A 25,930-nucleotide genomic window follows, 5' to 3' on the forward strand; every position below is an offset into this window, starting at 1 on the left:
AGCCAGGTCAAAAGATCGCAGCCTGCGGCAGCTCCTACGGGGTTTATGTACATCCGAGAATTCCCGGGCGTACATAAATCGGTTTATTTCAGGGCGGCAGAGACTTTGTCTGCCACATCCTTCGGCACCCAGGCCTGCCACACGTCCGGGTGCGCCTTCATGAATGCCTGCGCCGCTTGACGTGGCGGGGTGTGTTTTTCGCTCATGTCAGCCAGGGCCTTGTTCAACGCATCGATCGGCAAATCGACCTTGGTGAAGAACTCGACAATCTGCGGGTATTGTTTCTGAAATGGCGTGGACACGCCGATGGACAGCTTCGAGGGCAGCGAGCGAGTCGGTTTTGGATTGGGGTTGTCGGCGTCGGTCAGGGTTTTCCAGGCTTCGGCGTCGAACGGTGGCTCTTGCAGCTGAATCAGCTTGAAACGACCGAGCAATGGCGTCGGCGACCAGTAATAGAACAGGACCGGCTTGCCGCGACGAATCGACGAACTGATTTCTGCGTCCAGCGCCGCCCCCGAACCACTGCGAAAGTTCACGTAGCTGTCGTCCAGCCCATACGCCTTGAGCTTCTGCTTGTTGACCACCTCCGACGTCCAGCCGATCGGGCTGTTGAGAAAACGCCCCTTGCCTGGGGTTTCCGGGTCTTTGAACACGTCTTTGTAGCGTGGCAGATCACTGATACTGCGCAGATCCGGCGCCAGCGGCTTGATGCCCTTGGCCGGGTCGCCCTTGATCACATACTCCGGCACCCACCAGCCCTCGGTGGCACCCTTGACCGTATCGCCCAGGGCCGCGACTTTGCCCTCGGCCTCAGCCTTGACCCAGACCGGACTGCGACCGGCCCATTCTTCGCCAATGACCTGAATGTCATTGTTGGCCAATGCGGTCTCCAGAGTAATCGTCGTCCCCGGCAAGGTGTCGGTCGGCAAGCCATAGCCCTTCTCGACGATGATCCGCAGGATATCGGTGATCAGGCTGCCGCTTTCCCAGTTCAGGTCGGCGAAGTGAATCGGCGCCTGGGCAGCGAACACCGGAACGGGTGAAGCCAATAAACCGAACGTGGCCAGGGTAGCGGCCAGTAACCGTCGAAATCCCTTCATGCTTTTGCACCTCGTGCTGTTCACAGCAATAGCAGGATGGCCTGACAAAGAAGACCGCAAGCCTCTGAATACTCAGTCATCTGACTGTAGTTGAGGTTCCTGCTTTCGAGGGGCGAGGATTAATTTTCGGAAGGTTCCTGCAAGCGCGCAAGCTCTCTTCTGACCATGCTGGCGTACGCCGCCGGACGCAACAGGTAGATCTGTGACGCCACCCAACTCAGCCAGGTTCCCTGTAGAACGGCCTTTTGCGCCAACAAGCGCTGCGCCTCGGCGTGGGCACTGGCCTGGTTCTGTTCGTGGAAATCGGCGCGGGTCAGGGTCATTACTCGCTGGCCTTGAAGGTCACCAGTTCACCTTTACGCCACTTGGCAGCCTTGGCGGTCACGGCTTTCAGGGTCTTGGTCAGGCCTTCCTGCAATTGTTGATGGGCCGCGAACACCATCACCACGCTATGACCTTCCTTGAACACAATGCCGTGGCCGTCTGCGGTGGTCACGAACGCGTAATCCCCCAGCCCGTACACCGTCAGCTTGATTTCGCGGAACTTGATGTCCAGCTTGCCGCCTTCGCGACTGGGCAGTACTGAGGCGCTGAAATGATCGCCGACCTTGAGTTTAAGCCCTGGTTTGTCATCCACCACCAGCGCTGATTCAGTGTCGAGTTCGGCAATGTAAATGCCTTCGGCGTTCTGTTCGGTGATGTAGACGAAACGTGACTGAAACTGTTTAACCAGCTTTGCGCGCAAATCACCCAGTACGAACAAAGCATGCATATCGAGATTACTTACTGCCAAGGAAACATCCCCACATCTGAAAATGATGCCGTACGCGGGAAACGCGCACAGCAGAAAAAAGCGGCAATGCCGAGGTGTAGCCAAATGACCCGGGTCGAATCCTGGAATGAGCAGAGGGCTCATTCATCGCGAGGTTTGAGAAGATTACTGGAACATCCCTCACGTCGTCTTGCCTGGCGGTCGTCAGATGTTGAAGGAAAACGCCCTTCTGACGGCCAGAGAAAACCGGATTACCAACTTTAGGGAAAAATCTCTTTAAAAAAAGCACTTTTCCGACATATCGCCAGTAAAAAATTGCTTTAGATGGGCATCAATCGCCAACCATTGATGGCGATTCTAGAGCAGCCATGCTCACCGAGACTACCCATAACAACGTACACACGTCGGTAAAACCACGAAAAGGACTTCATATGTGCACACTGACTCACTTTGCCCAGCCTCACACACGGCACACAAACGGCTCGTCACCTCTGCATTCGATGGGGCTCCGCCAGCAGGACTTCCTGCCTGAAGAGCGTCTGCTCCCGCGTTTTCGGGTGGTATTGGCCGGCAACGCCTTTTTCCACATCAGGGAAATATCCACCGGACGTGTAAGAGGTTTCCGCGGCAATCATAACGAAGCCTGCGCCCTTGCCCGTTCACTCGAGGCACACAGCTGAGGCACCTGCCGCATTCACTTCCATAGACGTTTCGTCATGCCGGCGACTTAACTCAGCCGCCGGCAGGCAACTACTGCCATACTGCCCGACCAATGAAACCCGTCCCCAGGGCGGACGGCATTCAACACAACAACTATTTCCAAGGGAAGACTGCTACGTGACGGAATTTGATATCGGTGAATTTTTTATCCGGGGCGAAGCCAGAGAGGTCGAAGGCGAATTCCAGGCAGTCATTATCATGCGCGCCAAACCGCCGTTGACCACTGTGACGTATCACCAGGTCGAAAAGGATCGCTGGTTCAAGACCGCGGATGTCGCGGCGCTCGCCGCCCAGGAAGCCGCGAAAGCCCTGAAGCTTGCCGTCGATGAAGGGGCATTGAAAGCCTGAGACGGGTGTCGACGACGTTCAGGTACTAGCGGGAGCCAGCGCGATGTTCATGGCCGCCAGCGCAGCGAGTCAGGCGTGAACAGCCTACATCCCGGCCTGAAGTGTCTGCGGCGTGCCAGCCTTGCACAGATAGCACGCCTTTTATCTCGATAATCGGTCAGATCAGCTTGCGCTTGACCGCTTCATCCAGCGTGCTTTGGGTCAGGTGTTTGAGCACCGTGTCCCCACGTTCATTGAACGGCAAGCCGACAATCAGCAAAACCTGCATCCAGGTACGAGTGCTCTCCTGCTTGACGATTTTGCCCAACACGTTGCCTTCCCGATCCTTGAACACTGTTTCCAGCGTGAAGGTGTTGCTGAACGTTGTCGGGATCACGAAGAGCGTGAAGCCCGTCAGCCAGGCACTCGCGACATTCCCCTGCTCGTTATTGGTCAAAGTACTCGTCACGTACAGGCTCGAGTCGACCTTGTCTGTGGTCACGTTCTTGAACTGCCCGGACTCCTTGAAGGTTTCCAGCATGTTCTGTTCCACCAGCGCCGTATTGCCGACGCCACCCGACAGTTCGCCGTTGAACTGCTGCTGGATGGTCACGTGCAGATAAGCACTGGGCTTGTCCTGCCTGGCCTGCGCTGGCGGCCATTGGTCCAACGGCGCCAACTCATGTTGGGAGTAAGAAATGCAGCCAGTCAGGGTGCTGCTGACCAAAAGCAGCAAAACCAGTAGGTACTTATTCATGTGCAGCCAGTTCCTTTGACGGAGTACGCAGTTGAGGGGTGGCACTGGCCAGCAAATGGGCGATCAGATCGCGCAACTGGGAACCCCCCAGACGCGGATTGAGGTAGTCGGCGTTCCACAAGCCGACATTTTTGTCGAGCTTGACCTGCTCGACCGACCTGGCCAGTTGCTTGCCCTGACGGTCTTCTATGATCAGTTCGCCGGCAAGGTCGTATTTGTCGACGTAAATCGGCCCATCAACCCAAATCCAGATAGTCAGCGTTACCAGCGCGCCGGGGATGTAAGCCGGGTGCACGGTACGTTTGCCTGCCAGTGAGGTCAGGTTGAACTTGAGCACCACGTCGTCTTCGCCAGCCTTGGCCGGGAACACCACGATTCGCTTGAAGTAGTCGCTTTTATCGACATAGGCGCTGACCTGCTCGGTCAGTTGTCGGCTGCCGGCGACACGTACCTTGTCGTCCAGATCGGGGGCGGAAATCACCACCTCACTGATCTCGGCGCTACGATCGAGGGTGGAAGACGCGGGCTTCAAGGGCTCGCCAATGGGACCCAGCGGCGTGAAAGACACACAACCGGTCAACGACAGGCCAAGTGCAATGGCCATCAGATAAACAAGACGCTTCACTGCATACATCCTTTTCATGCGGGATCGAGGGAGGATCGGTTCGAAAGAGATCACGCAACGGATGGGCAGATCAGCACCGCAAAGCGCTGAAGCCGGGGACGACAACATCCATGTACGGACACTTTGAAGGGCTGCTTGGTGACGCCAAAAACGCGCGGCATCGTAATCGCTGGAACAACGACAGGCAATAGCTCATCGCTATCATTGGTGGCGAATCCGGAAAAAGCTGCTAAACCCCTATCGAACTCTTGGCGCGACAGATTATCAGCAAGGAGATGAAGATGGATTCACCCACACATGATTTGAAAGGCTTGTTCGACCAGCTCGGCCTGGACTCCAGCGAGAAGGCCATCGACGATTTCATTGCCCGTCATTCACCCTTGGCTGACGACAAGAAACTCATCGATGCCGAGTTCTGGACCCCGCAACAAGCCGGCTTCCTCAAGGAACAACTGCGTGAAGACGCCGATTGGGCGCATGTGGTCGACGACCTGAACCTGCGCATGCACCAGATCCACTAGCCCGGGGTTCAATGCAGGCTGTCGGGCATTTCAGCGCTAACGGCCCTGCACAGCTTCGTTGCAAGACCGGCAACAATTGCCCGAGCTCTCAGCGAGGACTTTCCGGCTTGTAACCCAGACGCAAACCACCCCAATGCCGGCCCTTGAGCATGATCGGCACCGACAGGTCGTGCATCAGTTCACCGGTGTCGCGGGTGTAAGTCTGCAACAACACGGCCTGTTGATGGCTGCCGCAGCGGATCCCGGTGCGGTCGGCGAATTTGCGCTTGGTGCGGTTTTGCAGGGTATCGACCTGCACATCACCGGTCAGCGGTTTGCTGAACACGGTGTTATGGGTGGGCACATAACCCTGCTGTGTGCAGGCGATGGCGAACACCAGGCCTTCATGGCGCGGCAACAACGGTTCCTGAATCGCCGGCAATACCTGATCGGTGTAGCGGTCGAAGCGGGTCTGGTATTTGGCCGGGCTGGTGTTGGGGATCGTTTGGTAGTTGCGATCAAACAGGTCATCGAGGCTGATCCGGCCCTGATCGATATCCGCTTCGAAGCGTGCCGCGATCTGACTCGCACCTTCGCGGGCCAGGTCGTAAATCCGCTGGTGATAATCATCCAGTCCGACTGCGGCGAGGCGTTCGCTGATGGTTTCGGCCTGCCCTTCCATCTGCACCGCTGCCTGGGCGAGCCGCTGAGTCTGCTGGTCGCTGATCGCCAGATCGCTGCGCATCTGTTCGATAGCGTGGAACAGACTGTCAAGTTGTTCGCGGTTGGTGTCTGCGCCCTGAGCGATTTCCCCGACCTGCCTTTCGACGCCGGCGGCCAGGCGCGCGATGTTTTCCAGGTGCTGTCCAGTGTGCTCGACTTGCGCGACGCCAGTGTTCAGATCGCTCGCCAGTTGACGAATCTGTTCCACCACTTGCGCCGTGCGTTGTTGAATGTCGGCGACCATCTCCCCGACTTCACCGGTCGCCGTCGCCGTGCGCGCGGCCAGCCCCCGCACCTCATCGGCCACCACCGCAAAACCGCGACCGTGCTCACCGGCCCGCGCCGCTTCGATGGCCGCGTTCAGCGCCAACAGATTGGTCTGGCTGGCGATGGACTGGATCACCAGCGTTACCCGCTGGATATCGTCACTGCGCAGGCTCAGGGCTTCGATCAACTCGCGGCTGCTGCTGGCGCGCTGACTGAGTTGATGCATGCGCGCAATGGACTCGACCAGTTCCGTGCGCCCGGCCGCGCTGCTCTGATGGGCTTCACTGGCTGCGCTCAAGGCTTCCCGACTGAGTTTCGATGTAGCGTGTTCGGTGGCGATCATCACTTCAGCGCTGCTGACAATCTGCGCCGCGGCGTTGAGTTGCGATTGCAGTTTGTCCGCCAGTTGCTTGACCGAATAGGCCACGCCGGCGGCTGACAAAGCGTTATGACTGGTGGTGTAAGAGAGGTCGCGAGTCAATCCGGCGATGGCGCTGGTGCTGTCCGCAGCGGTTGCCTCAGGCAGAGTGCGCGAGCGCAGGCGCGGCAGCCAGATAATCAGCACGGCCAATGGCAGGCCAAGGTAAAGCGACCAGCCAGCCAATGCCATGCCGCACAGCAACAGCATCAGGGCGATGCTTTGCAGGGTCGGCGTCAGCCAAAGGTTTTTCGGCAAAAGTACTGGTGCAGGCATTGCCTCAACCAGAGATCCGTCCCTCGTCATCTTCGTCACCCCACGCGTCTTCTAGTTGTTGTGATCGCATTAAACGCCACTACAAAGCCATTATCTATGGTCCGTTAGTAGTGGGGGGGGGTTGAAGCAGATCAATAGAAGTGCGCGGGTGTTTTCACAGACGTCGAAAAGCATCGCGGGCAAGCCCGCTCCCACAAGGTCCGTGTTGAACCTGTGGGAGCGGGCTTGCCCGCGATGGGGGCGCTGCTGAATCAGGCCTGACGCTGGTGCTTGTCGATCTGTTCGTGACGCTCTTGAGCTTCGATGCAGTACTTGGTGGTCGGGCTGATCAGCAGGCGTTTCAGGCCGATGGCCTCGCCGCTATCGTCGCACCAGCCAAAGCTGTCTTCCTTGATACGTTCCAGGGCCTGTTCCAACTGAGGCAGCATGCGCTGGTCGCGATCGATCGCGTTTACCAGCCAGGTGCGCTCTTCTTCGACGGAAGCCGCGTCAGCCGGATCGGCCGGAGTGTCCAGGCTCTCGATGGCGATGCGATTCTGTTCGATGCGCTCATGGGTTTCGACTTTCATGTTCTGCAACAGCTCGGAGAAAAAAGCATGTTGCTCGGCATTCATGTAGTCATCCGCCGGCATGGCCAGCAACTTGTCCTTTGTCATTGATATCTCTATAAAAAAACGTGCATTAAGGCGAATTAGGGAGCGATCCGTTGAACCTGAAGCGGTCATTGGAAAGGCGCCGTTTATTCCAAGCGCCACCCGGCACTCAATTTACGAGGGGCGGCAGTCTAAGGCCGACTTGAGGCCTCAGCAACTGAAAAGACAGCAAATCTGTCCGACAAAGCCCTGAAAGTGCGCCAGGGTAGGCTTTGAGGCGCTTATCGGAGTGCGTTTATAACAAGAAATTCAGTCCAGCGGCTGTATATAGAAGACAAACGGCTGCGCCACGCGGGTCAGGCGTGGCGCATTTTCGCGTTTAGTCCGGCTTCAGCGCTTGAGTTTGCGCTTGTTGCGGTACTGGTCGATGACCACCGCCACCACAATAATCAGCCCCTTGATGATGTCTTGAATATAAGCATCAACACCGACAAAGGTAAAGCCGCTGGCCATGACCCCGAGGATCAACGCGCCAATCACGGTGCCGGTGATCCGCCCTACGCCACCGGCCAGGCTGGTGCCGCCGATCACGGCTGCGGCAATCGCATCCAGTTCATAAGACATGCCCATCCCGGCCTGCCCGGTCGCGGCCCGCGCCGACGCCACCACCCCGGCGAGGCCTGCAAGCAAACCGGCAATGCTGTAGACGATCACCAAATGCCGCTTGACGTTGATCCCGGAGGTGCGCGCCGCCTGCATGTTGCCGCCGATGGCGTAGGTGTACTTGCCGTACTTGGTGTAGCGCAGGGCGATGTGAAAGATCACCGCCACCACCAGAAAGATGATCACCGGCATCGCGCCGTGTCCGATGGCCGTGTAGGAATCCGAGAGCATGCTCACCGGCTGACCTTCGGTGTAGTAGCGCGCCAGGCCGCGGGCCGAGACCATCATGCCAAGGGTGGCAATGAACGGTGGAATCCCGGTGATCGCAATGATGCTGCCGTTGATCGCACCCGCCAGCAATCCCACCCCAAGCCCGACGATCACCGGAATCCACACCGGCAAGTCAGTCAGGGACGGAAACACCGCACGGGCAAAGTCCGAGGTCTGGGCCAGGCTGGCGGCAATCATCGCCGACAGCGCCAGCACCGAACCGGAAGACAGGTCGATACCGGTGGTGATGATGACCTGGGTCACCCCGATCGCCAGCAGGCCGATGATCGACACTTGCAGGATCATCAGCACCAGACGCTGAGAGTTCATCAGGAAGCTCTGGTCCCGCACGATCCAGCCGAACATTTCGAAGACCAGGCCGATGCCGATCAGCACCAGGAAGATACTCAACTCGGTCGGAAAGCGCCGACGACTCTTGACCGGTGCCACCGCAGGCTTGTTTTCCAGTATCGCGTTCATAACCACTCACCCTTCAAATGAAATCCATGTGGCGAGGGAGCTTGCTTGTGGCGAGGGAGCTTGCTCCCGCTGGACTGCGCAGCAGTCCCATTCTTTTAGGGCCGCTTCGCAGCCCAGCGGGAGCAAGCTCCCTCGCCACACAATCCCCTTTCACCCTTGAACTGTGTTCACCCTTGATTTAATGACGCTGGGACATGCCCGAGGCCAGTTGCATTACCCGTTCCTGGGTCGCTTCGCTGCGGTCGAGGGTGCCCATCAGGTCGCCCTCATGCATGACCATGACCCGATCGCTCATGCCCAGCACTTCCGGCAGTTCCGAGGAAATCATGATCACCGCCATGCCTTCGCTGGCGAGGTAGGAAATAAGCCGGTAGATCTCGGCCTTGGCACCAACATCGATGCCCCGGGTCGGCTCGTCGAGAATCAGGATGCGCGGATTGGTCATCAGCCAGCGCGCCAGCAAGGCCTTCTGTTGATTACCGCCGGACAGCGTGTCAATGCATTGCTCCAGCGAAGGGGTTTTCACCCGCAGCTTCTTGCACATGTCTTCACACAACACCCGCAGGGCTTTCTGCTGGATGAAGCCGTTGCCGACGTAATGCGGCAAGACGGCCATTTCCATGTTCTCCAGCACCGACAGGCACGGGAACAGGCCGCTGAGTTTGCGATCTTCGGTCAACAGCGCGAAGCCCTTCTCGATCGCCATGTGCGGATCGCTGATGCGCACCACTTCCCCGTCGAGGCGGATTTCGCCACCGTCGCTTGGGGTGATGCCGAAAATCGCTTCGGCGACATTGGTCCGCCCCGAGCCCATCAACCCGGCGATGCCAAGGATCTCACCGGCATGCAGGTCGAAGGAGACGCCTTTGAAAATGCCGTCCAGCTTGAGGTCGCGTACCGACAGCAACAGATCGCCGATCGGCTTCTCGCGCACCGGGAACAACTGGCTCAGCTCGCGGCCGACCATCATCGAAATCAGGCTGTCGCCGTCCATGCTGTCGGCCCGCTGCAGGCCGATGTAGGCGCCGTCACGGAACACTGCCACTTCATCGGCGATGCTGAACACTTCGTTCATTTTGTGGGTGATGTAGATGATGCCTTTGCCCTGGCTCTTGAGGTCGGCAATGATCGAGAACAGATGCGCGACTTCTTTATCGGTGATGGCCGAGGTTGGCTCGTCCATGATCAGGACGTCGGAGTCATAGGACACAGCCTTGGCGATCTCGACCATCTGCCGTTCGGCGATGCTCAGGTTGCCCACCTGCTCTTCCGGGTCGAGATTGATCCGCAGACGCTCCAGCAGTTTGGCGGTGCAACGGTGCATCTCGCGATGGTCGATCATGTGCAGGCCGTTGAGCTGCTCGCGGCCGATCCAGATGTTCTCGGCGATGCTCATGTGCGGCATCAGGTTGAGTTCCTGGTGGATCATTGCGATCCCGGCCTGGAGGGCAGCCAGGGGTGTTTCAAAGACCACCGGCTTGCCCCGCAGGCGCAACTCGCCGGCGTCCGGCTGGTAGATGCCGGCGATGATTTTCATCAGGGTGGATTTGCCGGCACCGTTTTCGCCCATCAGCGCCAGCACGGAACCGGGACGCACCCGAAGTTGTACGTCGGACAAGGCCACCACACCGGGAAAACCCTTGCTGACGTTGATGATCTCCAGCAGGTACGGCTCATCGACAGGTGTTGCAGTTGGCTGGATACCCACTAACGGGGTGCTCGAAGCAGTCGCTGAAGCGAACATGATCAGGTACTCCATCAGCAAGGTCGCGTGGCAACCTTGCGTGCTTATTGTTGTTATCGAACGGACGGGCTATTTGAAGGTGTCGACGTTTTGCAGCGTGATCAAGCGATACGGCACCCACACGGCCGACTCGACCGGTTCGTTCCTGGCCATTTTCACCGCCGTGTCGATCGAACCGTCCGCCTGCCCCTTGGCATCCTGGAACACCGAGACCAGCAGAGAACCCTTCTTCACCGCGTTCAAACCGTCGGGCGTACCGTCGACACCGGCGATCAGCACACTGCCTTTGGCGACGCCAGCCTGTTGCAGGGCCATTGCCGCGCCAATCGCCATCTCGTCGTTGTTAGAGACCACCGCGTCGAATTTGCGGCCCTGGGTCAGCCAGTCGTTGACCAGGGTCATGCCCTTGTCCCGCGACCAGATGCCGGACTGCTCTTGCTCGATCTTGATGTTCGGGTATTTGGTCAGCACCTCTTTTACGCCCTTGGTGCGGTTGGTGGTGGAGTTGTTGGCCAAATCACCGAGCAGAATCACGATGTCGCCCTTGCCGCCCATTTTTTCGGCCAGGTACTGCATCTGCATCTGGCCGGCCTCCAGATCGTTGGAAGCGACAGTGACCACGCCTTTGGGCAGGTTCATGTCATCGGGACGACGATTGACATACACCAGTGGAATACCGGCCTTGACCGCTGCTTCAGTGATTTTTTTGGTGGCGGCGGTATCCACCGGGTTGACCACAATGGCGTCGACCTTCTGGCTGATGAAGCTTTCTACCTGGCTCAACTGCCTGACCACGTCGCTGCGGGCGTCTTCGAACTGCAGCTTGACGCCATCGGGATAGGACTTGGCTTTGGTGTCCATGGATTCGCGCAGGTAGGTCAGCCAGGTGTCATCGAACTGCGACATGCTGACACCGATCTTCATGTCAGCGAGTGCGGCGCCGCTGGCGAACATCAGGGACAAGGCCAGCGAGGCGAAACGGATCTTGGTCTTCATGAAAAGTCTTTCTCCACATTCTTGTTGGTTTTATGGATAAGGGGTGACGATTTCAGTGAGTGGGCAAGCGGACAATCGGTGCACCCGGAATACAGCAGACCAGGGCGCCGTTGCGTTCGACGCAAAGCAAGCGAAAGAAGGAATGAAACGAGACGCGAGGCAGGTCGCGAGAGAGGTGCAACGCGGAACGTAAAGCATGCAGAGCAGAGTTGAAGGTTTTCATCGACGGTACCTGGCTTTTGTTTCTTGTTTTTGGTGCGTCCTTCACCCGTTCAAGGCCTGCTTGAGCGTGATCGGACGTTGATAGTCGGCAACCTGGAAATGACTTTATTGGAAAATAATTTCTATATCAACTCATTTTAGAATTTTATTCTGATTTTATTCCATGGCTCTCGAACGGGCTCAGTGCCACCACTTGATGCCGCTCGAAGCTGAGCCGCGCAGCGTCTAGCACGCGGGTGGTCGCCAGTGCATCACGGGCGTCGACCGGCAGTGGGCCACCGCTCTGTAATGCAGTTTGTAGCTGCAAATAGAACTGGTTCCAGCAGCCACGCTCGGACGGCACCCGCTCTCGCACCTCGCCCTGCTCGAACCAGCCCCAGCGCCGGTGCTCTTCGACGCCCCAGCGCTCGCCTTCGGATTTCGGTGTGAGCCCGGCAAGGGTCGACGCCTCCTGCCCGTCCAGACCGTCGACGCTGTAGCAGCCCTGGGTGCCGGTCACGCGAAAGCGCGGGCCGGGGGTGTTTTGCAGGCAACTGCCGCCCAGGTGCGAGATCACACCGTTGGCATGGGTCAGGGACATAAAGAAGCCGTTGTCGAAGGGTTGGCCTTTTTCGAGGTAATCCAGTTCGGCATAAACCCGGGTGACGGGGCCGAACAGCAGGAGCGCCTGATCCACCAGATGGCTGCCCAGATCGCGCAGAAAACCGCCGCCGCTGCCGTTGTTCACCGACTGTGGCGAATAGCGCTCGATCCGCGATTCGAAACGGGTGACCTGACCCAGCGCACCGGACTCGATGAGTTTGCGCACGGTGAGAAAGTCCGAGTCCCAGCGCCGGTTCTGGTAGACGCTCAGTTGCACGCCTTGGCGCTCGGCCATGGTGATCAGGGTTTGCGCCTGTTGCGCATCAGCAGCGAACGGCTTGTCGCTGACCACCGCCACATTGTGTTCGATGGCGTCGAGCACCAGCGCCGGGCGACCTTTGAGCGGCGTGGAGATCACCAACACATCGACCCCGGCTTCGACCAGTTGGCCAATGCTGTCGAAGGCCGGCACACCGGGATGTTCCGTGGCTAGCAACTGCCGGCGCTCGGCGGAACGGGTGACCACACCGACGAAAGCTGCACCCGGCAAACTGCTGATCAGTGGAGCATGGAAAAACCGGCCACCATGGCCGTAACCGACAAGTCCGATACGCATGAAAGTATTCTCCTTATAGAACGCGGCCCCTGTGGGAGCGGGCTTGTGTGGCGAGGGGGCTTGCCCCCGTTCGACTGCGAAGCAGTCGTAAAACCAGTCACTGCTTTCTAAATTCAAGATCGCGGTGATTGGTTTTAGGGGTGCTTCGCGCCCCAACGGGGGCAAGCCCCCTCGCCACACAAGCCCGCTCCCACAGGTTTTGTGTAGGTTGGTCAGCGGCAGAGTTCGTTTTTGACGCGTTCGAGCATCATCCGATTGGACTCATCCGGTCGGTCCTCCCAGGCGAATACCGACACCGTTGCGATGCCATCGAACTTGATCTCGCGCAGGGTGCCGAAAAACGCTTCCCAGTCGACCTCGCCCTGGCCGATGTCCAGATGCTGGTGCACGGTGGCGGTGACGCCCGGCGGGTTGACGATGTAGCGCAAGCCCGAGGAAGCCTTGTGGTTGTAGGTGTCGGCGATGATCAGGTGGCTCAGCTTTGAGCCGGCGTACTTGAGCATCGAGGCGATATCACCGACACCGTCGTCATAGAAAAACGTGTGCGGCGCAGCATAGAGGTAGTTAATCCAGTCCCGGTCCAGCCCGCGAATGATGTCCACGGACTCGTTGTTGCGCTCGCAGAAATCATAAGGGTGAGCCTGGATATCGAGCTTGATGCCTTCGCGTTCGAACTCGGGGATCAGCTCGTCCATGGAACGCATGAACTGGTTTTCGCACACCAGCGGGTTGTCCGACTGGCCGGTGAACTCGGTGTTGACCCGTTCGCAGTCCATCTCCACGGCAATCTGGATCGCGCGCTTCCAGTTACGCACGGCGGCCACACGCAAACCTTCGTCGGCGGCGGCCCAGTGGTACATCGGTAATAAGGAAGAGAGTTTGACCCCGGTATCGCTCAGGGCTTTGCGAAATTCCTTGATCCGCGCCTTGTCGACCCGTGGGGCTTTATAGAACGGCAGGAAATCTTCCCGGGGCGACAGCTCAATGTGTTCGTAACCGAGCTCGGCGACCTTGTCGACCATCTTGCCCAGGGACAGGTTGCGGTACATGTAGGGGTCTAGTGCGATGCGCATGTTTTTTTGTTTTCCTTAACCAGGTCCTTAGCCTTACCACTCCTGTGGGAGCGAGCCTGCTCACGATGACGACAGCACATCCAACATCAATGTGACTGTCAGATCGCAATCGCGAGCAGGCTCGCTCCCACAGGGGATCGGGGTTAGCCGTAGAAGCGGGGGCGGTCTGGCAGGCCGACTTTGACGATCGCCCCGCTGTTCTGTGCCTCGATGCAGGCATCCGCAGCGACGGCGGCGGCGAAACCATCCCACGCCGACGGCCCACCGACCTGCCCGGCCCGCACACCATCAATAAACGCCTGCAATTCGACGTCATACGCGGCGATGAAACGGTCCTTCCAGTCCATCAGAATCGCATTGGACAATTTCGCTCCGCTGCGCATTTGTACCTGCGACGGTTCCGGCAGTTTGGCGATGCCGGTCTCCCCCACCACTTCGCACTGGATGTCGTAGCCGTACTGGCAGTTGACGAACACTTCCACATCGATGCGCGTGCCCTTGGCGGTTTCCAGCAGCACGATCTGCGGGTCTTTCAAATGGGCGTGGGCCTTGCTGGTCTTGCGCGGGAACACCACTTGCACCGACACATAATCGTCGTCGAGCAACCAGCGCAACACGTCCAGCTCATGGATCAGCGTGTCGGTGATCGCCATGTCGGTCTTGTAGTTTTCACCCACGGTCGGGTTGCGGTGGGCGCAATGCAGCATCAACGGTTCGCCGATCTGGCCGCTGTCGATCACTGCTTTCAACGCCCGATACCCTTCATCGTACGGGCGCATGAAACCGACCTGCACCAGCCGTTTGCCGTGGGCCACTTCAGCCTCGACGATCTTGCGGCAGCCTTCGGCGGTGACCGCCAGCGGCTTCTCGCAAAACACCGGTTTGCCGGCGGCAATCGCGGCCAGCACGAACTCTTCGTGGCTCGGGCCCCAGGAGGTCACGAGGATCGCTTCGACTTCCGGTGCCTTGATCAGCGCATGACCGTCGGGATAGACCTCGGCAGTCAGTTTCAGATCGGAAACGACCTTGGCCGCTTGCTGCAGATTGATGTCGGTGACCGCGACGACCTGGCTATTGAGCAAGGTCTGGCTGCAACGACGGATATGGTCCTGGCCGATGGCCCCGGTGCCGATGACGCCGATCCGCAACGAATTGGAAAGCAAAGACATATAAACACTCCTGTGGGTTCGTTCAGGGCAATCAGTATTGACGGGCCTTGGCCAGTCGTTCGTTGAGGGTCTTGGCCACCGCATCGGTGCGGGCGCTGGTGGAGACTTGCGCAACGCCGACCCGCCACCACGACAGGTATTTGTGAATCATGGTTTTGGGCAGGACCTTGATGTCGATCAGCGTCGACACCGTCTGCAACCGCGCATCCGCCAACGCAGCTTGCAACTCTTCAACGGTGTTCACTTTGTAAGTCTTGCAGCCGTAAGCCGCCGCGCTCATGGCGAAATCCACCGGCACGAAGCCGCCATCGAGCTTGCCTGTTTGCGGATTACGGAAACGGAACTCGGTGCCGAAGCTGTCCATGCCGTGTTCCATTTGCAGGTTGTTGATGCAGCCGAAGGTCATGTTGTCCAGCAGCACCACGTTGATCTTGCGTCGCTCCTGGATCGAGGTCGCCAGTTCCGAGTGCAGCATCATGTAGGAGCCGTCACCCACCAGTGCGTAGACCTCGCGCTCAGGCTCGGCGAGTTTCACGCCCAGCGCAGCGTTGACCTCGTAACCCATGCAGGAATATCCGTACTCGACGTGATAGGTGTTCACGCCCTTGCTGCGCCAACTGCGCTGCAAGTCACCGGGCAGACTGCCGGCGGCGGCGACGATCACGGCGTCATCGGCCAGGGTTTCATTGAGCACCCCGAGTACCCGGCTCTGGGTCAGGCAGGAACCAGTCAGTTCGATAAATTCGCGCAGCACCGCCGGGTCCATGTGGTCGTTGATTTCCGGGACGAAATCCTGGGTCTGGTACTCGACCTGATAGATGCGATCCACTTCCTCATCCAGCTGCGCCTTGGCTTGGCGGGTTTGATCGCCCCAGCTGGATCGATAATCGCCCAGCACATCGGCCAGGGCGCTCAAGCCGGCTTTGGCGTCCGCCAGCAGCTGTACGCCGTCGAGTTTCAGGGCATCGCAAGGGCTGATATTGAGGTTAAGGAATTGCACGTCCGGGTGTTTGAACAAGGATTTCGACGCGGTGGTGAAATCGCTGTAGCGAGTGCCGACGCCGATGATCAAATCAGCATCCTTGGCCAACAGATTCGCGGCCAGACAACCGGTTTCACCGATGCCGCCGACGTTCAGCGGATGGCTGGACACCACCGCGCTTTTGCCGGCCTGGGTTTCGGCGAAGGGAATATCGAAGCGCTCGGCAAAGGCTTGCAATACCGCGTTGGCGCCCGAGTATCTGACCCCACCGCCGCAGATGATCAGCGGCTTGCGCTTGCCTTTGAACAGGGCCACAGCATCACCGAGCATCGCTTCGGTGGCCGGGCGGCGCTCGATGCGGTGCACGCGTTTTTGCAGGAAGTAATCGGGATAGTCGTAAGCCTCGGCCTGTACGTCTTGCGGCAAGGCCAGGGTCACCGCGCCGGTTTCGGCGGGGTCGGTGAGCACGCGCATGGCGTGGATCGCCGCGGTCATCAGTTGCTCGGGACGGTTGATCCGGTCCCAATATTTACTCACGGCCTTGAACGCATCGTTGGTGCTGATGCTCAGGTCGTGGAACTGCTCGATCTGTTGCAGCACCGGGTCCGGTTGGCGGCACGCATAAACGTCGCCGGGCAACAGCAGCAAGGGAATACGGTTGGCGGTGGCCGTCGCGGCAGCGGTCAGCATGTTCGCCGCACCCGGGCCCACCGATGAAGAACAGGCGTAGATCTTGCGCCGCAAGTGTTGCTTGGCAAAACCGATGGCGGCGTGGGCCATGCCTTGCTCGTTGCGCCCCTGATGAACGATCAGGTCGCCGCTGTCCTGCTCCAGGGCTTGCCCCAGACCCAGCACATTGCCGTGGCCGAAAATGGTAAAGATCCCGGCGACGAATTTGCTCTGAACCCCATCGACCTCGATGTACTGGTTATCGAGGAATTTCACCAGGGCCTGGGCCATGGTCAGTCTTGTTGTGGTCATGTCCGATCCTTCAATACGTGAAGAAACCCTGTGGGAGCGAGCCTGCTCGCGATTGCGGTTAATCAGGCGCTATCAATGTTGAATGTGCCGCCCTCATCGCGAGCAGGCTCGCTCCCACAGTTGATCTCCATCAGCCCGAAAACGTTGTCAGGCCAGGGATTTCTGCAGGTGATCCATGCTCGCGCCAATCGCCGTCTGGATATCCGCCAGGCCATGGACGCTGTCGGCGAACGGTTCGAACGACAAGTAACCGCTATAGCCAGTAGCGAGCAAGGTTTCGATCTGCGCCGCGTTGCCGAGGATGTCGCCCTCGCCCACCAGCACCCGGTGGCCGTCGCGGATAGTCGCCAGCGGCGCCTCGGCATCTTCGACGCCGGAAATGTGCACCAGCCCGGTCAGCTCGGGGAAGAACTCATGTTCGCTGGCCAGGTGATGGTGAAAGGTGTCATGCACCAGACGGAACACATCCAGCCCACCGATGGCCTTGATTGCATCGACTGCGGTGCGTTTGCGCCGCAGCGAGCATTCTTCGAAACCCAGCGGCTCGATGAAACCGAGGATGCCGTGATCACGCAGGATCGGCGCCAGTTCACTCAGCGCCGTGCGCAACCCAGCAGCACGTTGTGCCTCGGTACGTGGATCAGCACGGTCGTTCAACGGGCACATGACCAAACCCTGCGCGCCGCAATCACGGGCATAAGCGGCGAGTTTCAGCGCGTGTGCACGGCGCTCGTCATTCCAGACATCGAACGGATACAGCGCGTTGATCGACAGCACGGTGATGCCTTTGGCCGCGCACAGCTCACGGACGTGTTCGGGCGCGGTGCCGTCCTCGATCTCGACGCCCTTGAGGTCGTTGCGAATCTCGATGGCATCGGCCTTGAGGGTCACCGCCAACTCGATGAACGCGGGCAGGGACAAACGTGGGGCGACCATACGGTTCAGGGCGAAACGCAGGGGTTTGCTCATTTTTTGTTGTTCTCCGCACAAGTGAATTATTTGGCAGTCGGCATGCTGAATTCAGGGCCCTTGGCGATGCTGTCAGGCCAGCGCTGCATCACGCTTTTGTAGCGGCTGTAGAAGCGAATGCCTTCTTCACCGTAAGCGTGGTGATCACCGAACAGCGAGCGCTTCCAGCCGCCGAACGAGTGCCAGGCCATCGGTACCGGAATCGGCACGTTGATGCCGACCATGCCAACCTTGATGTTGCGGGCAAACGAGCGAGCAATGCCGCCGTCGCTGGTAAAACACGACACGCCGTTGCCGAACTCATGAGCGTTGATCAGCGCCACGGCGCTGGCGAAATCCGGCACGCGCACGATGCCCAGCACCGGGCCGAAAATCTCTTGCTGGTAAATGCTCATCTCGGTCGTGACGTTATCGAACAGCGTCGCACCGACGAAGAAGCCGTTCTCGGCGCCCGGCACCTTGAAGTTGCGCCCGTCGACAATCAGCTGCGCGCCTTGGGCCACGCCTTCGCCGATAAAGCCTTCGACCTTGGCTTTGTGCTCGGCGGTCACCAGCGGCCCCATGTCGCTGTCACTCTGCATGCCGTTGCCGACTTTCAGTTGATCGATGCGCGGCAGCAGTTTGGCAATCAGTTGGTCGCCGACATCACCGACGGCCACGGCAATCGAAATCGCCATGCAGCGCTCACCGGCCGAACCGTATGCGGCGCCGATCAAGGCATCCGCCGCTTGATCCAGATCGGCATCGGGCATGACGATCATGTGGTTCTTCGCCCCGCCCAGCGCCTGTACGCGTTTGCCGCGGGAGGTCGCTTGCTGGTGGATGTATTCGGCAATCGGCGTCGAACCGACAAAGGAAATCGCCTCGATGTCCGGGTGTTGCAGCAAGGCGTCGACCGCGGTCTTGTCACCCTGAACCACGTTGAACACACCGTCCGGCAACCCGGCTTCGGTCAATAATTTCGCCATCAACAAACTGGCCGACGGGTCGCGTTCTGAGGGTTTGAGGATGAAGCAGTTACCGGTGACCAGCGCGATCGGAATCATCCACAGCGGCACCATCACCGGGAAGTTGAACGGGGTTACGCCGGCACAAACGCCCAACGGCTGGCGCAGGTTCCAGTTGTCGATGCCGCCGCCAATGTTGTCGCTGAACTCGGTTTTCAGCAGGTTCGGCGCACCGCAGGCGTACTCGACGATTTCGATGCCGCGAGTCACTTCGCCCTTGGCGTCCGAGAACACCTTGCCGTGTTCGCGGCTGATGATTTCCGCCAGTTCGTTGTAATGACGGTCGAGCAGTTCCTTGAACTTGAACATCACCCGCGAACGGCGCAGGGACGATTGCTCGGACCACGCCGGGAACGCCTTCAGGGCTGAGGCGACGGCATCGTCCACGGTTTTCTGACTGGCCAGCCCGACTCGCGCCTGAACGCTACCGGTGGCCGGATTGAAGACATTGCTGAACCGCTCGCTGCCGCTGTCTTGTACCTGACCGTCGATGTAATGGCCTATTACCTGGGCGTCGCTCATTGTTCTTGTTCTCCGTTCGAATGTGGGAATTCAGGCTTTTCAATTCAAAGATCCAGCAACCAGCTGTGCTGCGGATCGTTATGGAACTGCCAGACGCGTTTCGGGCCGGCCATCACGTTCAGGTAATACGACTCGTAGCCGTAGGGCACGCTGACCGGGTGATAGCCCTTGGGCACGACCACCAGGTCGCTGTTTTCCACGGCCATGGCCTGATCAATGCTGCGATCGTCGGTGTAGACCCGCTGGAATACGAACCCTTGAGGCGGGTTGATCTGGTGGTAATAGGTTTCTTCGAGAAAGCTCTGGTGCGGCAGGTCGTCGGTGTCGTGCTTGTGCGGCGGGTAGCTCGACGAGTGCCCGGACGGCGTACGCACTTCCACCACCAACAGCGAATGGGCTGGCTCGGTGTCTGGCAGGATGTCGCAGACGTAACGGGTGTTGGCGCCCTTGCCGCGCACGCTGCGTTTCATGCTGTCGGGCTTGATCAGCCGTGGACCGAGGTTTTCGGCGGTCGAACCGGGTGCGGCGCAAACGGCGATTTGCACGTCGCTCAATGCCATCACTTGCGCCTGACTGCCCGGTGGCAAGTACGCGGCGAACGGCGATTTGTCTTCAAACACCGATTGGCGATCACCGATGTTGTCCCAATCGAACGCACCCTGCCCCGGCGCTTCGCCTTTGATGCTGACCCGACCGCTGAGCAGCACCAGACACAGTTCTTTATCACCGGCCGACACCGGCAGGGTTTCGCCGAGGCTCAGGCGGTAAGCGGCGAAACCGACGTATTCCAGCTCCCCTTGCCCCAACTCAACCATGGTTCGCCCGCGTGCATTGCTTTTGACCAACAGGCTCATCGCGCGGTCCTCTCGTTGAGCAGAGCACGTAAGGTGTCGTAGCCTTTTTTGGCATAGACGTAACTCGGTGCCACCGCCGGATCCTGTTCGGCCTCGACCACCAGCCAGCCGTGGTAATCGGCGCCCAGCAGCACGTCGAGCAAGGCGCCGAAGTCGATGTCGCCATCACCGGGCACGGTGAAGGTGCCGTTGATGATGCAGTCCGGGAAGCTCCACAGGTTGTTGCGCGCCAGTTGCACCACCGGTTTGCGCACGTCCTTGAAATGCACGTGGCAGATGCGTTCGATGTGTTTGCGCAGCACCTGCAAGGGTTCACCGCCGCCCATGTAGCAGTGGCCCGAATCGAACAGCAGGCCGACTTCACTGCCGGTCAACGCCATCAGTTTGTCGATGTCCGCCGGGGATTCGACATAGGCGCCCATGTGGTGGTGATACGCCAAACGTACGCCCTGGGACAGGGTGAAGCGTGCCAGTTCGGTGAGTTTGTCGGCGTATTCCTGCCAGGCCTGCTCGGTGTGGAAACGCGGGCGCTCGACCAAGGGAATGCGCTGGCCTTGAATCGAGTCAGCGACTTCGCCATAGACCAGCACCTTGGCGCCATTCTTCGCCAGCAGCTCGACATGGCTGGCGATGGCGTCGATTTCCTCGGCCACGGAACGGCGGGCCAGACGGCTGGAATACCAGCCGGAGACCAGCGCCAGGTCGTAGGGCCGCAGCACGTCGCCGACGCCTTTGGCATCCTTGGGGAATTTGCCGTTGAGTTCGAAGCCTTCGTAGCCGATTTCCTTGCCTTCGCTGAGGGCGGTGCTCAACGGCGTCTCGCCACCGAGGGACGGCAAGTCGTCGTTGCTCCAGGAGATCGGGTTGATGCCAATTCGGATAGCGGGCATGGCTGCACCTTTTATTGTTTTTACTAAAATGTTCAACCGATCACCTGTGGCGAGGGAGCTTGCTCCCGCTCGGCTGCGAAGCAGTCGCAAACCTGTAAATGCGGTTTACCTGATACACCGGGCCGGTTGATTTGGGACTGCTTCGCAGTCCAGCGGGAGCAAGCTCCCTCGCCACAAAAGCCCGATCAATCAGCCAGTTTGTTCAAGCGCGGGCCGTGCGCCAGGCGTCGATCAATTCGACGAACGTGCCCTGCACCTGGCGGATCAGCGTTTCGTCGTCGATTTCACCGGCCATCCACGCGCGGCTAGGTTCCTGGAAAATCGTCCGGCCTACGGCAAAACCTCGGCAGGTCTGGCTCTGGCTGGCTTGCTGAAACCCTTCGGCCAACGCCGCCGCCGGGGCGTTCAGGCCCAGCAGCACCACGCCACGGCAATACGGATCGCGTTCTTGAATCAGTTCGTCGAGCTGTTTCCATTCCTCGGCGCTTTGCGCTTCGATCTTCCACCACGCCGGGTAGATGCCCAGGTTGTAGAGGCGTTTGAGCGCGCGATACAGCACGTCTGGATGCGTCGACGGGTGATCCTTGGGCGGAATGATTTCCAGCAGCAGTTCATGACCGCTGACCTGGGAGGCCTGATACAAACCTTTGATCTGCGCCTCCTGCTCCAGACGCAGCAGCGGCTCGTCGTCGGGATGGAATTGCACCAGGCATTTGATGATCTGCTCATGCGGCCAGGCGATCAGGTTGCTGCCGATCGAGCGCCCGTGCTCGAACGCCAATGGCCGCGAACCCTGCACTTCCACCGGCCGTGCCACCCACCAGCCGCGACCGGTGGCAGCGTTCAGCGAGTCCTGACCGAAGCGTTGATCCGCCAGCAAGCCGACATCGGCGTCGACGCCCTGCTCACGCAAATCCGCTTCGACCCGCTCCACGGCTTTGATAAAGAGTTGTTTGAGTTCGCAGATAGCGCTCAGGTCGCGCCCGCCCTTGTGGGCCAGCTCTACCAGTTGCCCGCGATGGTCGAAGGCGAAGATGAACAGTTGCTTCCACTGTTTGCGCGGCACGCTGACTTGATGCAGACGCTGCAACACGGCGTCCTGATCCGGCCGGGTGATCGGCACCGGGCTGTTGAATAGATAGTCGAGTTCGGCGCGGGTCGGCATCGCCGGAGCGCAGGCATGGCGCGACACCACCAACCCGCCGCAGGCATTGGCCAACTGGCAGCAGCGTTCGTCGCTGGCGTCCTCCAGCCAACCGCTGAGGAAACCCGACATGAAGGCATCGCCGGCGCCCAGCACATTCAGCACTTCGACGCGCACGCCGGGATAGATCGCTCCATCTTCGAGATGCGCCGGGATCGCCCCGTGAATCACCGTGCAACCTTGCGGGCCGAGCTTGACCACTAATGTCGCCGCGCTCAGTTGCCGGACGTTGCGCAACGCGGTGAGCAAATCCTCGGAACCACCGGCGATCAAAAACTCTTCTTCAGTGCCAACGATCAGATCGAAACGGGGGAGAATTTTCTGCACGTGCTGGCTGACGTTCTGATCGGCGACGAACCGGGTTTCGCCGTCCGCCTTGCCGGCCAGGCCCCAGAGCACCGGGCGATAGTCGATGTCCAGCACCCGTTTGACGTTGTGCTTCTCGGCGTAATCCAGCGCCTGGATGCTCGCCTTGTAGACGCCGTCGGTGGAGAAATGGGTGCCGGTGATCAGCAAGGCTTTGCTGGAGGCAATGAAAGATTCGCTGATGTCTTCAGCCCGCAACGCCATGTCGGCGCAGTTTTCGCGGTAGAAGACCAAAGGAAAGGTTTCACGATCCTTGAGGCCCAGCAGGACCATGGCGGTCAGGCGTTCCGGATCGACCTTGATGCCGCTGACGTCACAGCCTTCGCGGGTCAGGGATTCAACGAGGAAGCGGCCCATATGGTCGTCCCCTACCCGGCTCAGCATCGCCGATTTCAGGCCCAGCCGAGCGGTGCCGAAGGCGATGTTGGCGGACGAACCGCCGAGGTATTTGGCGAAGCTGCTCACATCCTCCAGCCGCGCCCCGACTTGCTGCGCATAGAGGTCGACGCCAAGGCGCCCCAGGCAAATCAGATCCAATTGACGCCCACTGGCAAAACGAGTCTGGCCCATGCTGGCTCCTGTTATTTTTATCAGCCTGCGTTCGGGGCGATGAAGGCGCCGAACACTCTTGGTGGATGCAGACTAAAACGACCGGGACCGAACAATCAATAATTATTCTAAATATTTTTTACGTGGAATATTTTTTCCAATAAACTTTCACACAAGCGTTCCAGACACAGTGCATCGTTTCAGCAGACCCCGAGGCGGGCGCAAGCTCAAGATTTTATTCCGGCCTACCCTGTAGACTGCGCACAGCCAACCTATTGTCAGGGGATGACGCGACCTGTCATCTCTATAAGCACAAGCCAGAAGGATTCCTTATGTCCCGCACCGATCAGCCGGCTACGACCGAGAGTACGCCCGACAGCGATCTCGCCAGCCCTCCGATCAATGCCGAGCGTTTGTTGCAGCTGATCACCGATGAATACGAAAGCCTGCCGCGCCAGCTCAAACGCATCGCCAGCTACATGAGCCAGCAGAGCGACCGGATCATGGTCGACCGCATCAGCGACATCGCCCGTGAATGCGAAGTGCACCCGTCGGCCATCGTGCGGTTTTCCCAACGTTTCGGCTTCAGTGGTTTCAGCGAAATGCAGGCGCTGTTCCGCGAGGCCTACACCCACAAAACCACACCGGTGCAGAACTACCAGCAACGCATCCGCAGCATGATCGCCAACAAGTCGCAGAAGGCCAGCGGCGGCGATCTGGCGCGCGAATGCATCAACGCCACCCTGTCGGGCATCGAACGGCTGGGGCTGGAACTCGATGATCAAGCCTTCGATAAAGCCGTAGATTTGGTGGTGAATGCCGACAACATCTACGTGGTCGGGGTGCGCCGCTCGTTCGCGGTGGCCGATTACCTGGTCTACAACCTGCAACACACCAACAAGCGCATCCACTTAGTGTCGGGCCTTGGCGGCAGTTACCGCGAGCAGATGCGCAGCGTGCGCGCCAATGACCTGGTGATCGCTATCAGCTTCACGCCCTACGGCAAGGAAACCCAGCACTGCCTGCGCATCGCCCAGCACAATCAGGCGAAAACCCTGATCATCACCGACAGCAACCTCTCGCCGTTGGCCAAGCGCGCCAACACCGTGCTGCTGGTCAACGAGGGCAGTTCGTTTGCCTTCCGCTCGTTGAGTGCGACTTTGTGCCTGTGCCAGGCGCTGTTTATCGCCGTGGCTTATCGGCTGGAATTGAAGGTCGATGAGATTCATGAGCAGGTAGGCTTTGAGGATTAGCCTTCGAGGATTAGCGATAGCCTTTGAGGATTAGCGCGAAGCCGTTTGCAGGTCGCTGAACCTCAGCTAAGGTTGTCCATCCCCAAGGACTGTCTGAAGGAGAGGCTCAATGAAACTGATCGGCATGCTGGATTCGCCCTACGTGCGGCGCGTCGCCATTTCCGCCAAATGCCTGGGCATACCGCTGGAGCACGAGTCGGTTTCGGTGTTCAGAAACTTCGAGCAGTTCCAGCAGATCAACCCGGTGGTGAAGGCGCCGACACTGGTGCTGGATGATGGCGAGGTGTTGATGGATTCGACGCTGATCATCGACTACCTGGAGGCTCTGGCCGCGCCGGGTAAAAGCCTGATACCCAACAATCTGGAGCAACGCCTGCGCTCGCTGCGGCTGATCGGCCTGGCGTTGGCAGCGTGCGAAAAGTCGGTGCAGCTTTACTACGAACGCAACCTGCGACCAGCGCAGATTCAGTACGCGCCCTGGGTGGAACGGGTCGAAGGGCAATTGGCCGCGGCGTATTCGGCGCTGGAGCGAGAGTTGGAAAAACAGCCGCTGAAGACCGACGGTTCGATTGCGCAAGACGGGATAACCCTGGCGGTGGCCTGGAGCTTTACCAACCTGGTGGTGCCGGATCAGGTGGAGGCTGCGCAGTTTCCGCGGATCAGCGCGTTCACGGCGTATGCCGAGGGGCTTGAGGTGTTTGTCGGTACGCCGATCGATTGAGAATTGCGTCGACAGTACCGATCCCATCGCGAGCAGGCTCGTTCCCACAATTTGATCTCCATCGGCCGCATATTTCTGTATCCGACACAGAACCCCTGTGGGAGCGAGCCTGCTCGCGATAGCGTCCTCAGGCCATTTTCTTCAAATCAGGTTCACGCACCACCTCTAAACCGATCCGCCCCGCGCTCGGCTTCGGTTATCAGCTGGAAAACACGTAGTGCCCTTTGACTTTCTTCGAACCCAGAAACCCCAGATCCGGGAACAACAGCGTTTTGAGGTAAGCGACAAAAAACACCATGCCCAAGGTGATCCCGGCACCGACGAGCGTCAGCAGCGGATCCTCCTCAAACCCCTGGAACATTCGCGGAAACTGGCTCAGGGACAGAATCACGTAAATCGTATAGGCCTGCGCAGCGTTCTTATAAAAACCCCAGGCGAACAGCAGCGGCACCACGGCGGCAAACAGAGTGAAAAACACGGCGGCACCTGGCCCGATCATCGAGCCGAGGAAGAACCCGAGGACTGCACCGAGCAACGCTTGAGCAATCGTCAGGAAAAGTAATGTCTTGATCTTGCCGGAGTGCCGCTGACACAGCGCGGGGTCAGCATAAGCACCTATCCAGTATGCCAGCACCCGATCCTTGACCTCCCCGCCGGACAGCGTCTTGAAAATTTCGGTCTTCGAATGCCCGCTTTCGAGCATCGCCACCAGTTGCCGTTTGCTTTCCTTTTTGTTCAA

25 protein-coding genes are annotated in these 25,930 nt (G+C 59.2%); 5 read left to right on the forward strand and 20 right to left on the reverse strand.

The annotated features are described in order from the left end of the window. Nucleotides 1–83: 83 nt before the first annotated feature. The 3 genes from ACZ3HH_RS01655 to ACZ3HH_RS01665 form a co-directional block, all read right to left on the reverse strand. Entirely contained in the window at nt 84–1,100 is a 1,017-nt protein-coding gene (locus ACZ3HH_RS01655; RefSeq protein WP_465802397.1) for an ABC transporter substrate-binding protein, read from the reverse strand. Between the two features lie 119 nt (nt 1,101–1,219). Continuing rightward, complete coding sequence (locus ACZ3HH_RS01660; RefSeq protein WP_030130591.1) at nt 1,220–1,423, reverse strand: hypothetical protein; 204 nt, start codon at nt 1,421–1,423, stop codon at nt 1,220–1,222. After that, complete coding sequence (locus ACZ3HH_RS01665; RefSeq protein ID WP_007907879.1) at nt 1,423–1,893, reverse strand: hypothetical protein; 471 nt, start codon at nt 1,891–1,893, stop codon at nt 1,423–1,425. The genes ACZ3HH_RS01660 and ACZ3HH_RS01665 overlap by 1 nt, the downstream gene beginning before the upstream one ends. 410 nt (nt 1,894–2,303) lie before the next feature. Between ACZ3HH_RS01665 and ACZ3HH_RS01670 the strand changes: the two genes are divergently transcribed. Next, on the forward strand, nt 2,304–2,552 hold the full coding sequence (locus ACZ3HH_RS01670) for a hypothetical protein (protein WP_465802724.1): 249 nt from the start codon (nt 2,304–2,306) through the stop codon (nt 2,550–2,552). Between the two features lie 157 nt (nt 2,553–2,709). Next, entirely contained in the window at nt 2,710–2,940 is a 231-nt protein-coding gene (locus ACZ3HH_RS01675) for a hypothetical protein (RefSeq protein ID WP_465802400.1), read from the forward strand. A 157-nt stretch (nt 2,941–3,097) separates the two neighbouring features. Here ACZ3HH_RS01675 and ACZ3HH_RS01680 read toward each other — a convergent pair whose 3' ends face one another. Then, the gene (locus tag ACZ3HH_RS01680; RefSeq protein WP_465802402.1) at nt 3,098–3,676 is read right to left on the reverse strand and encodes a hypothetical protein; all 579 of its coding nucleotides are present in this window, start codon (nt 3,674–3,676) and stop codon (nt 3,098–3,100) included. Next, nucleotides 3,669–4,301, reverse strand: a complete 633-nt coding sequence (locus ACZ3HH_RS01685; protein WP_465802403.1) for a hypothetical protein — start codon at nt 4,299–4,301, stop codon at nt 3,669–3,671. The genes ACZ3HH_RS01680 and ACZ3HH_RS01685 overlap by 8 nt, the downstream gene beginning before the upstream one ends. 281 nt (nt 4,302–4,582) lie before the next feature. Between ACZ3HH_RS01685 and ACZ3HH_RS01690 the strand changes: the two genes are divergently transcribed. Further along, entirely contained in the window at nt 4,583–4,822 is a 240-nt protein-coding gene (locus ACZ3HH_RS01690) for a DUF2789 domain-containing protein (protein WP_007907886.1), read from the forward strand. Between the two features lie 88 nt (nt 4,823–4,910). Here ACZ3HH_RS01690 and ACZ3HH_RS01695 read toward each other — a convergent pair whose 3' ends face one another. The 14 genes from ACZ3HH_RS01695 to ACZ3HH_RS01760 all read right to left on the reverse strand — a co-directional run bounded on the left by ACZ3HH_RS01695 (nt 4,911) and on the right by ACZ3HH_RS01760 (nt 23,238). Next, the gene (locus ACZ3HH_RS01695) at nt 4,911–6,515 is read right to left on the reverse strand and encodes a methyl-accepting chemotaxis protein (protein ID WP_465802405.1); all 1,605 of its coding nucleotides are present in this window, start codon (nt 6,513–6,515) and stop codon (nt 4,911–4,913) included. A gap of 221 nt (nt 6,516–6,736) precedes the next feature. After that, on the reverse strand, nt 6,737–7,141 hold the full coding sequence (locus tag ACZ3HH_RS01700; RefSeq protein WP_007907888.1) for a TraR/DksA family transcriptional regulator: 405 nt from the start codon (nt 7,139–7,141) through the stop codon (nt 6,737–6,739). Nucleotides 7,142–7,468: 327 nt separating this feature from the next. Next, nucleotides 7,469–8,491 carry an ABC transporter permease gene (locus ACZ3HH_RS01705; protein ID WP_008012126.1) on the reverse strand — a complete coding sequence of 341 codons (1,023 nt, stop codon included), beginning with the start codon at nt 8,489–8,491 and terminating at the stop codon, nt 7,469–7,471. Between the two features lie 178 nt (nt 8,492–8,669). Continuing rightward, a complete protein-coding gene (locus tag ACZ3HH_RS01710; protein ID WP_465802406.1) occupies nt 8,670–10,235 on the reverse strand; it encodes a sugar ABC transporter ATP-binding protein in 1,566 nt (521 codons plus the stop codon). 69 nt (nt 10,236–10,304) lie between these two features. Then, nucleotides 10,305–11,231: a sugar ABC transporter substrate-binding protein gene (locus ACZ3HH_RS01715; protein WP_465802408.1), complete on the reverse strand. Its 927-nt coding sequence runs from the start codon at nt 11,229–11,231 to the stop codon at nt 10,305–10,307. A gap of 367 nt (nt 11,232–11,598) precedes the next feature. Next, a complete protein-coding gene (locus ACZ3HH_RS01720; RefSeq protein ID WP_465802410.1) occupies nt 11,599–12,651 on the reverse strand; it encodes a Gfo/Idh/MocA family protein in 1,053 nt (350 codons plus the stop codon). Between the two features lie 212 nt (nt 12,652–12,863). Then, nucleotides 12,864–13,724 (reverse strand): sugar phosphate isomerase/epimerase family protein, encoded by an 861-nt coding sequence (locus ACZ3HH_RS01725; protein ID WP_465802412.1) that lies wholly within the window; start codon nt 13,722–13,724, stop codon nt 12,864–12,866. A gap of 143 nt (nt 13,725–13,867) precedes the next feature. Then, a complete protein-coding gene (iolG, locus tag ACZ3HH_RS01730; protein WP_465802413.1) occupies nt 13,868–14,893 on the reverse strand; it encodes a bifunctional inositol 2-dehydrogenase/D-chiro-inositol 1-dehydrogenase in 1,026 nt (341 codons plus the stop codon). A gap of 31 nt (nt 14,894–14,924) precedes the next feature. Next, nucleotides 14,925–16,856 carry a 3D-(3,5/4)-trihydroxycyclohexane-1,2-dione acylhydrolase (decyclizing) gene (gene iolD / locus ACZ3HH_RS01735; RefSeq protein WP_465802414.1) on the reverse strand — a complete coding sequence of 644 codons (1,932 nt, stop codon included), beginning with the start codon at nt 16,854–16,856 and terminating at the stop codon, nt 14,925–14,927. Nucleotides 16,857–17,003: 147 nt separating this feature from the next. Further along, on the reverse strand, nt 17,004–17,825 hold the full coding sequence (locus ACZ3HH_RS01740) for a TIM barrel protein (protein WP_465802416.1): 822 nt from the start codon (nt 17,823–17,825) through the stop codon (nt 17,004–17,006). Between the two features lie 26 nt (nt 17,826–17,851). Beyond that, entirely contained in the window at nt 17,852–19,354 is a 1,503-nt protein-coding gene (locus tag ACZ3HH_RS01745) for a CoA-acylating methylmalonate-semialdehyde dehydrogenase (protein ID WP_465802418.1), read from the reverse strand. A gap of 44 nt (nt 19,355–19,398) precedes the next feature. Further along, complete coding sequence (gene iolB / locus ACZ3HH_RS01750) at nt 19,399–20,208, reverse strand: 5-deoxy-glucuronate isomerase (protein WP_465802419.1); 810 nt, start codon at nt 20,206–20,208, stop codon at nt 19,399–19,401. Continuing rightward, a complete protein-coding gene (gene iolE / locus ACZ3HH_RS01755) occupies nt 20,205–21,098 on the reverse strand; it encodes a myo-inosose-2 dehydratase (RefSeq protein WP_050681562.1) in 894 nt (297 codons plus the stop codon). The genes iolB and iolE overlap by 4 nt, the downstream gene beginning before the upstream one ends. A 202-nt stretch (nt 21,099–21,300) precedes the next feature. After that, on the reverse strand, nt 21,301–23,238 hold the full coding sequence (locus ACZ3HH_RS01760) for a bifunctional 5-dehydro-2-deoxygluconokinase/5-dehydro-2-deoxyphosphogluconate aldolase (protein WP_465802421.1): 1,938 nt from the start codon (nt 23,236–23,238) through the stop codon (nt 21,301–21,303). A gap of 311 nt (nt 23,239–23,549) precedes the next feature. Here ACZ3HH_RS01760 and ACZ3HH_RS01765 point away from each other — a divergent pair, with 311 nt between their 5' ends. Both ACZ3HH_RS01765 and ACZ3HH_RS01770 read left to right on the forward strand, forming a co-directional pair. Next, nucleotides 23,550–24,470 (forward strand): MurR/RpiR family transcriptional regulator, encoded by a 921-nt coding sequence (locus tag ACZ3HH_RS01765; protein ID WP_052966863.1) that lies wholly within the window; start codon nt 23,550–23,552, stop codon nt 24,468–24,470. A 109-nt stretch (nt 24,471–24,579) separates the two neighbouring features. After that, nucleotides 24,580–25,191 carry a glutathione S-transferase gene (locus ACZ3HH_RS01770; RefSeq protein ID WP_465802423.1) on the forward strand — a complete coding sequence of 204 codons (612 nt, stop codon included), beginning with the start codon at nt 24,580–24,582 and terminating at the stop codon, nt 25,189–25,191. Between the two features lie 199 nt (nt 25,192–25,390). Here the strand turns inward: ACZ3HH_RS01770 and ACZ3HH_RS01775 are convergent, their stop codons facing one another. Next, nucleotides 25,391–25,930: a hypothetical protein gene (locus ACZ3HH_RS01775; RefSeq protein WP_465802425.1), complete on the reverse strand. Its 540-nt coding sequence runs from the start codon at nt 25,928–25,930 to the stop codon at nt 25,391–25,393.

Source organism: Pseudomonas sp. PME37.24/025, from assembly GCF_055556615.1.

What these genes read in the sequence shown, in the direction of transcription:
- ACZ3HH_RS01740 (WP_465802416.1), bottom strand. Translation starts at nt 17,825, where the DNA reads ATGAGCAAACCCCTGCGTTTCGCCCTGAACCGTATGGTCGCCCCACGT.
- iolG (WP_465802413.1), bottom strand. Translation starts at nt 14,893, where the DNA reads ATGTCTTTGCTTTCCAATTCGTTGCGGATCGGCGTCATCGGCACCGGG.
- ACZ3HH_RS01760 (WP_465802421.1), bottom strand. Translation starts at nt 23,238, where the DNA reads ATGGGCCAGACTCGTTTTGCCAGTGGGCGTCAATTGGATCTGATTTGC.
- ACZ3HH_RS01720 (WP_465802410.1), bottom strand. Translation starts at nt 12,651, where the DNA reads ATGCGTATCGGACTTGTCGGTTACGGCCATGGTGGCCGGTTTTTCCAT.
- ACZ3HH_RS01770 (WP_465802423.1), top strand. Translation starts at nt 24,580, where the DNA reads ATGAAACTGATCGGCATGCTGGATTCGCCCTACGTGCGGCGCGTCGCC.
- iolE (WP_050681562.1), bottom strand. Translation starts at nt 21,098, where the DNA reads ATGCCCGCTATCCGAATTGGCATCAACCCGATCTCCTGGAGCAACGAC.
- ACZ3HH_RS01660 (WP_030130591.1), bottom strand. Translation starts at nt 1,423, where the DNA reads ATGACCCTGACCCGCGCCGATTTCCACGAACAGAACCAGGCCAGTGCC.
- ACZ3HH_RS01715 (WP_465802408.1), bottom strand. Translation starts at nt 11,231, where the DNA reads ATGAAGACCAAGATCCGTTTCGCCTCGCTGGCCTTGTCCCTGATGTTC.
- ACZ3HH_RS01705 (WP_008012126.1), bottom strand. Translation starts at nt 8,491, where the DNA reads ATGAACGCGATACTGGAAAACAAGCCTGCGGTGGCACCGGTCAAGAGT.
- ACZ3HH_RS01670 (WP_465802724.1), top strand. Translation starts at nt 2,304, where the DNA reads ATGTGCACACTGACTCACTTTGCCCAGCCTCACACACGGCACACAAAC.
- ACZ3HH_RS01710 (WP_465802406.1), bottom strand. Translation starts at nt 10,235, where the DNA reads ATGTTCGCTTCAGCGACTGCTTCGAGCACCCCGTTAGTGGGTATCCAG.
- iolB (WP_465802419.1), bottom strand. Translation starts at nt 20,208, where the DNA reads ATGAGCCTGTTGGTCAAAAGCAATGCACGCGGGCGAACCATGGTTGAG.
- iolD (WP_465802414.1), bottom strand. Translation starts at nt 16,856, where the DNA reads ATGACCACAACAAGACTGACCATGGCCCAGGCCCTGGTGAAATTCCTC.
- ACZ3HH_RS01700 (WP_007907888.1), bottom strand. Translation starts at nt 7,141, where the DNA reads ATGACAAAGGACAAGTTGCTGGCCATGCCGGCGGATGACTACATGAAT.
- ACZ3HH_RS01745 (WP_465802418.1), bottom strand. Translation starts at nt 19,354, where the DNA reads ATGAGCGACGCCCAGGTAATAGGCCATTACATCGACGGTCAGGTACAA.
- ACZ3HH_RS01655 (WP_465802397.1), bottom strand. Translation starts at nt 1,100, where the DNA reads ATGAAGGGATTTCGACGGTTACTGGCCGCTACCCTGGCCACGTTCGGT.
- ACZ3HH_RS01725 (WP_465802412.1), bottom strand. Translation starts at nt 13,724, where the DNA reads ATGCGCATCGCACTAGACCCCTACATGTACCGCAACCTGTCCCTGGGC.
- ACZ3HH_RS01695 (WP_465802405.1), bottom strand. Translation starts at nt 6,515, where the DNA reads ATGACGAGGGACGGATCTCTGGTTGAGGCAATGCCTGCACCAGTACTT.
- ACZ3HH_RS01680 (WP_465802402.1), bottom strand. Translation starts at nt 3,676, where the DNA reads ATGAATAAGTACCTACTGGTTTTGCTGCTTTTGGTCAGCAGCACCCTG.
- ACZ3HH_RS01690 (WP_007907886.1), top strand. Translation starts at nt 4,583, where the DNA reads ATGGATTCACCCACACATGATTTGAAAGGCTTGTTCGACCAGCTCGGC.
- ACZ3HH_RS01765 (WP_052966863.1), top strand. Translation starts at nt 23,550, where the DNA reads ATGTCCCGCACCGATCAGCCGGCTACGACCGAGAGTACGCCCGACAGC.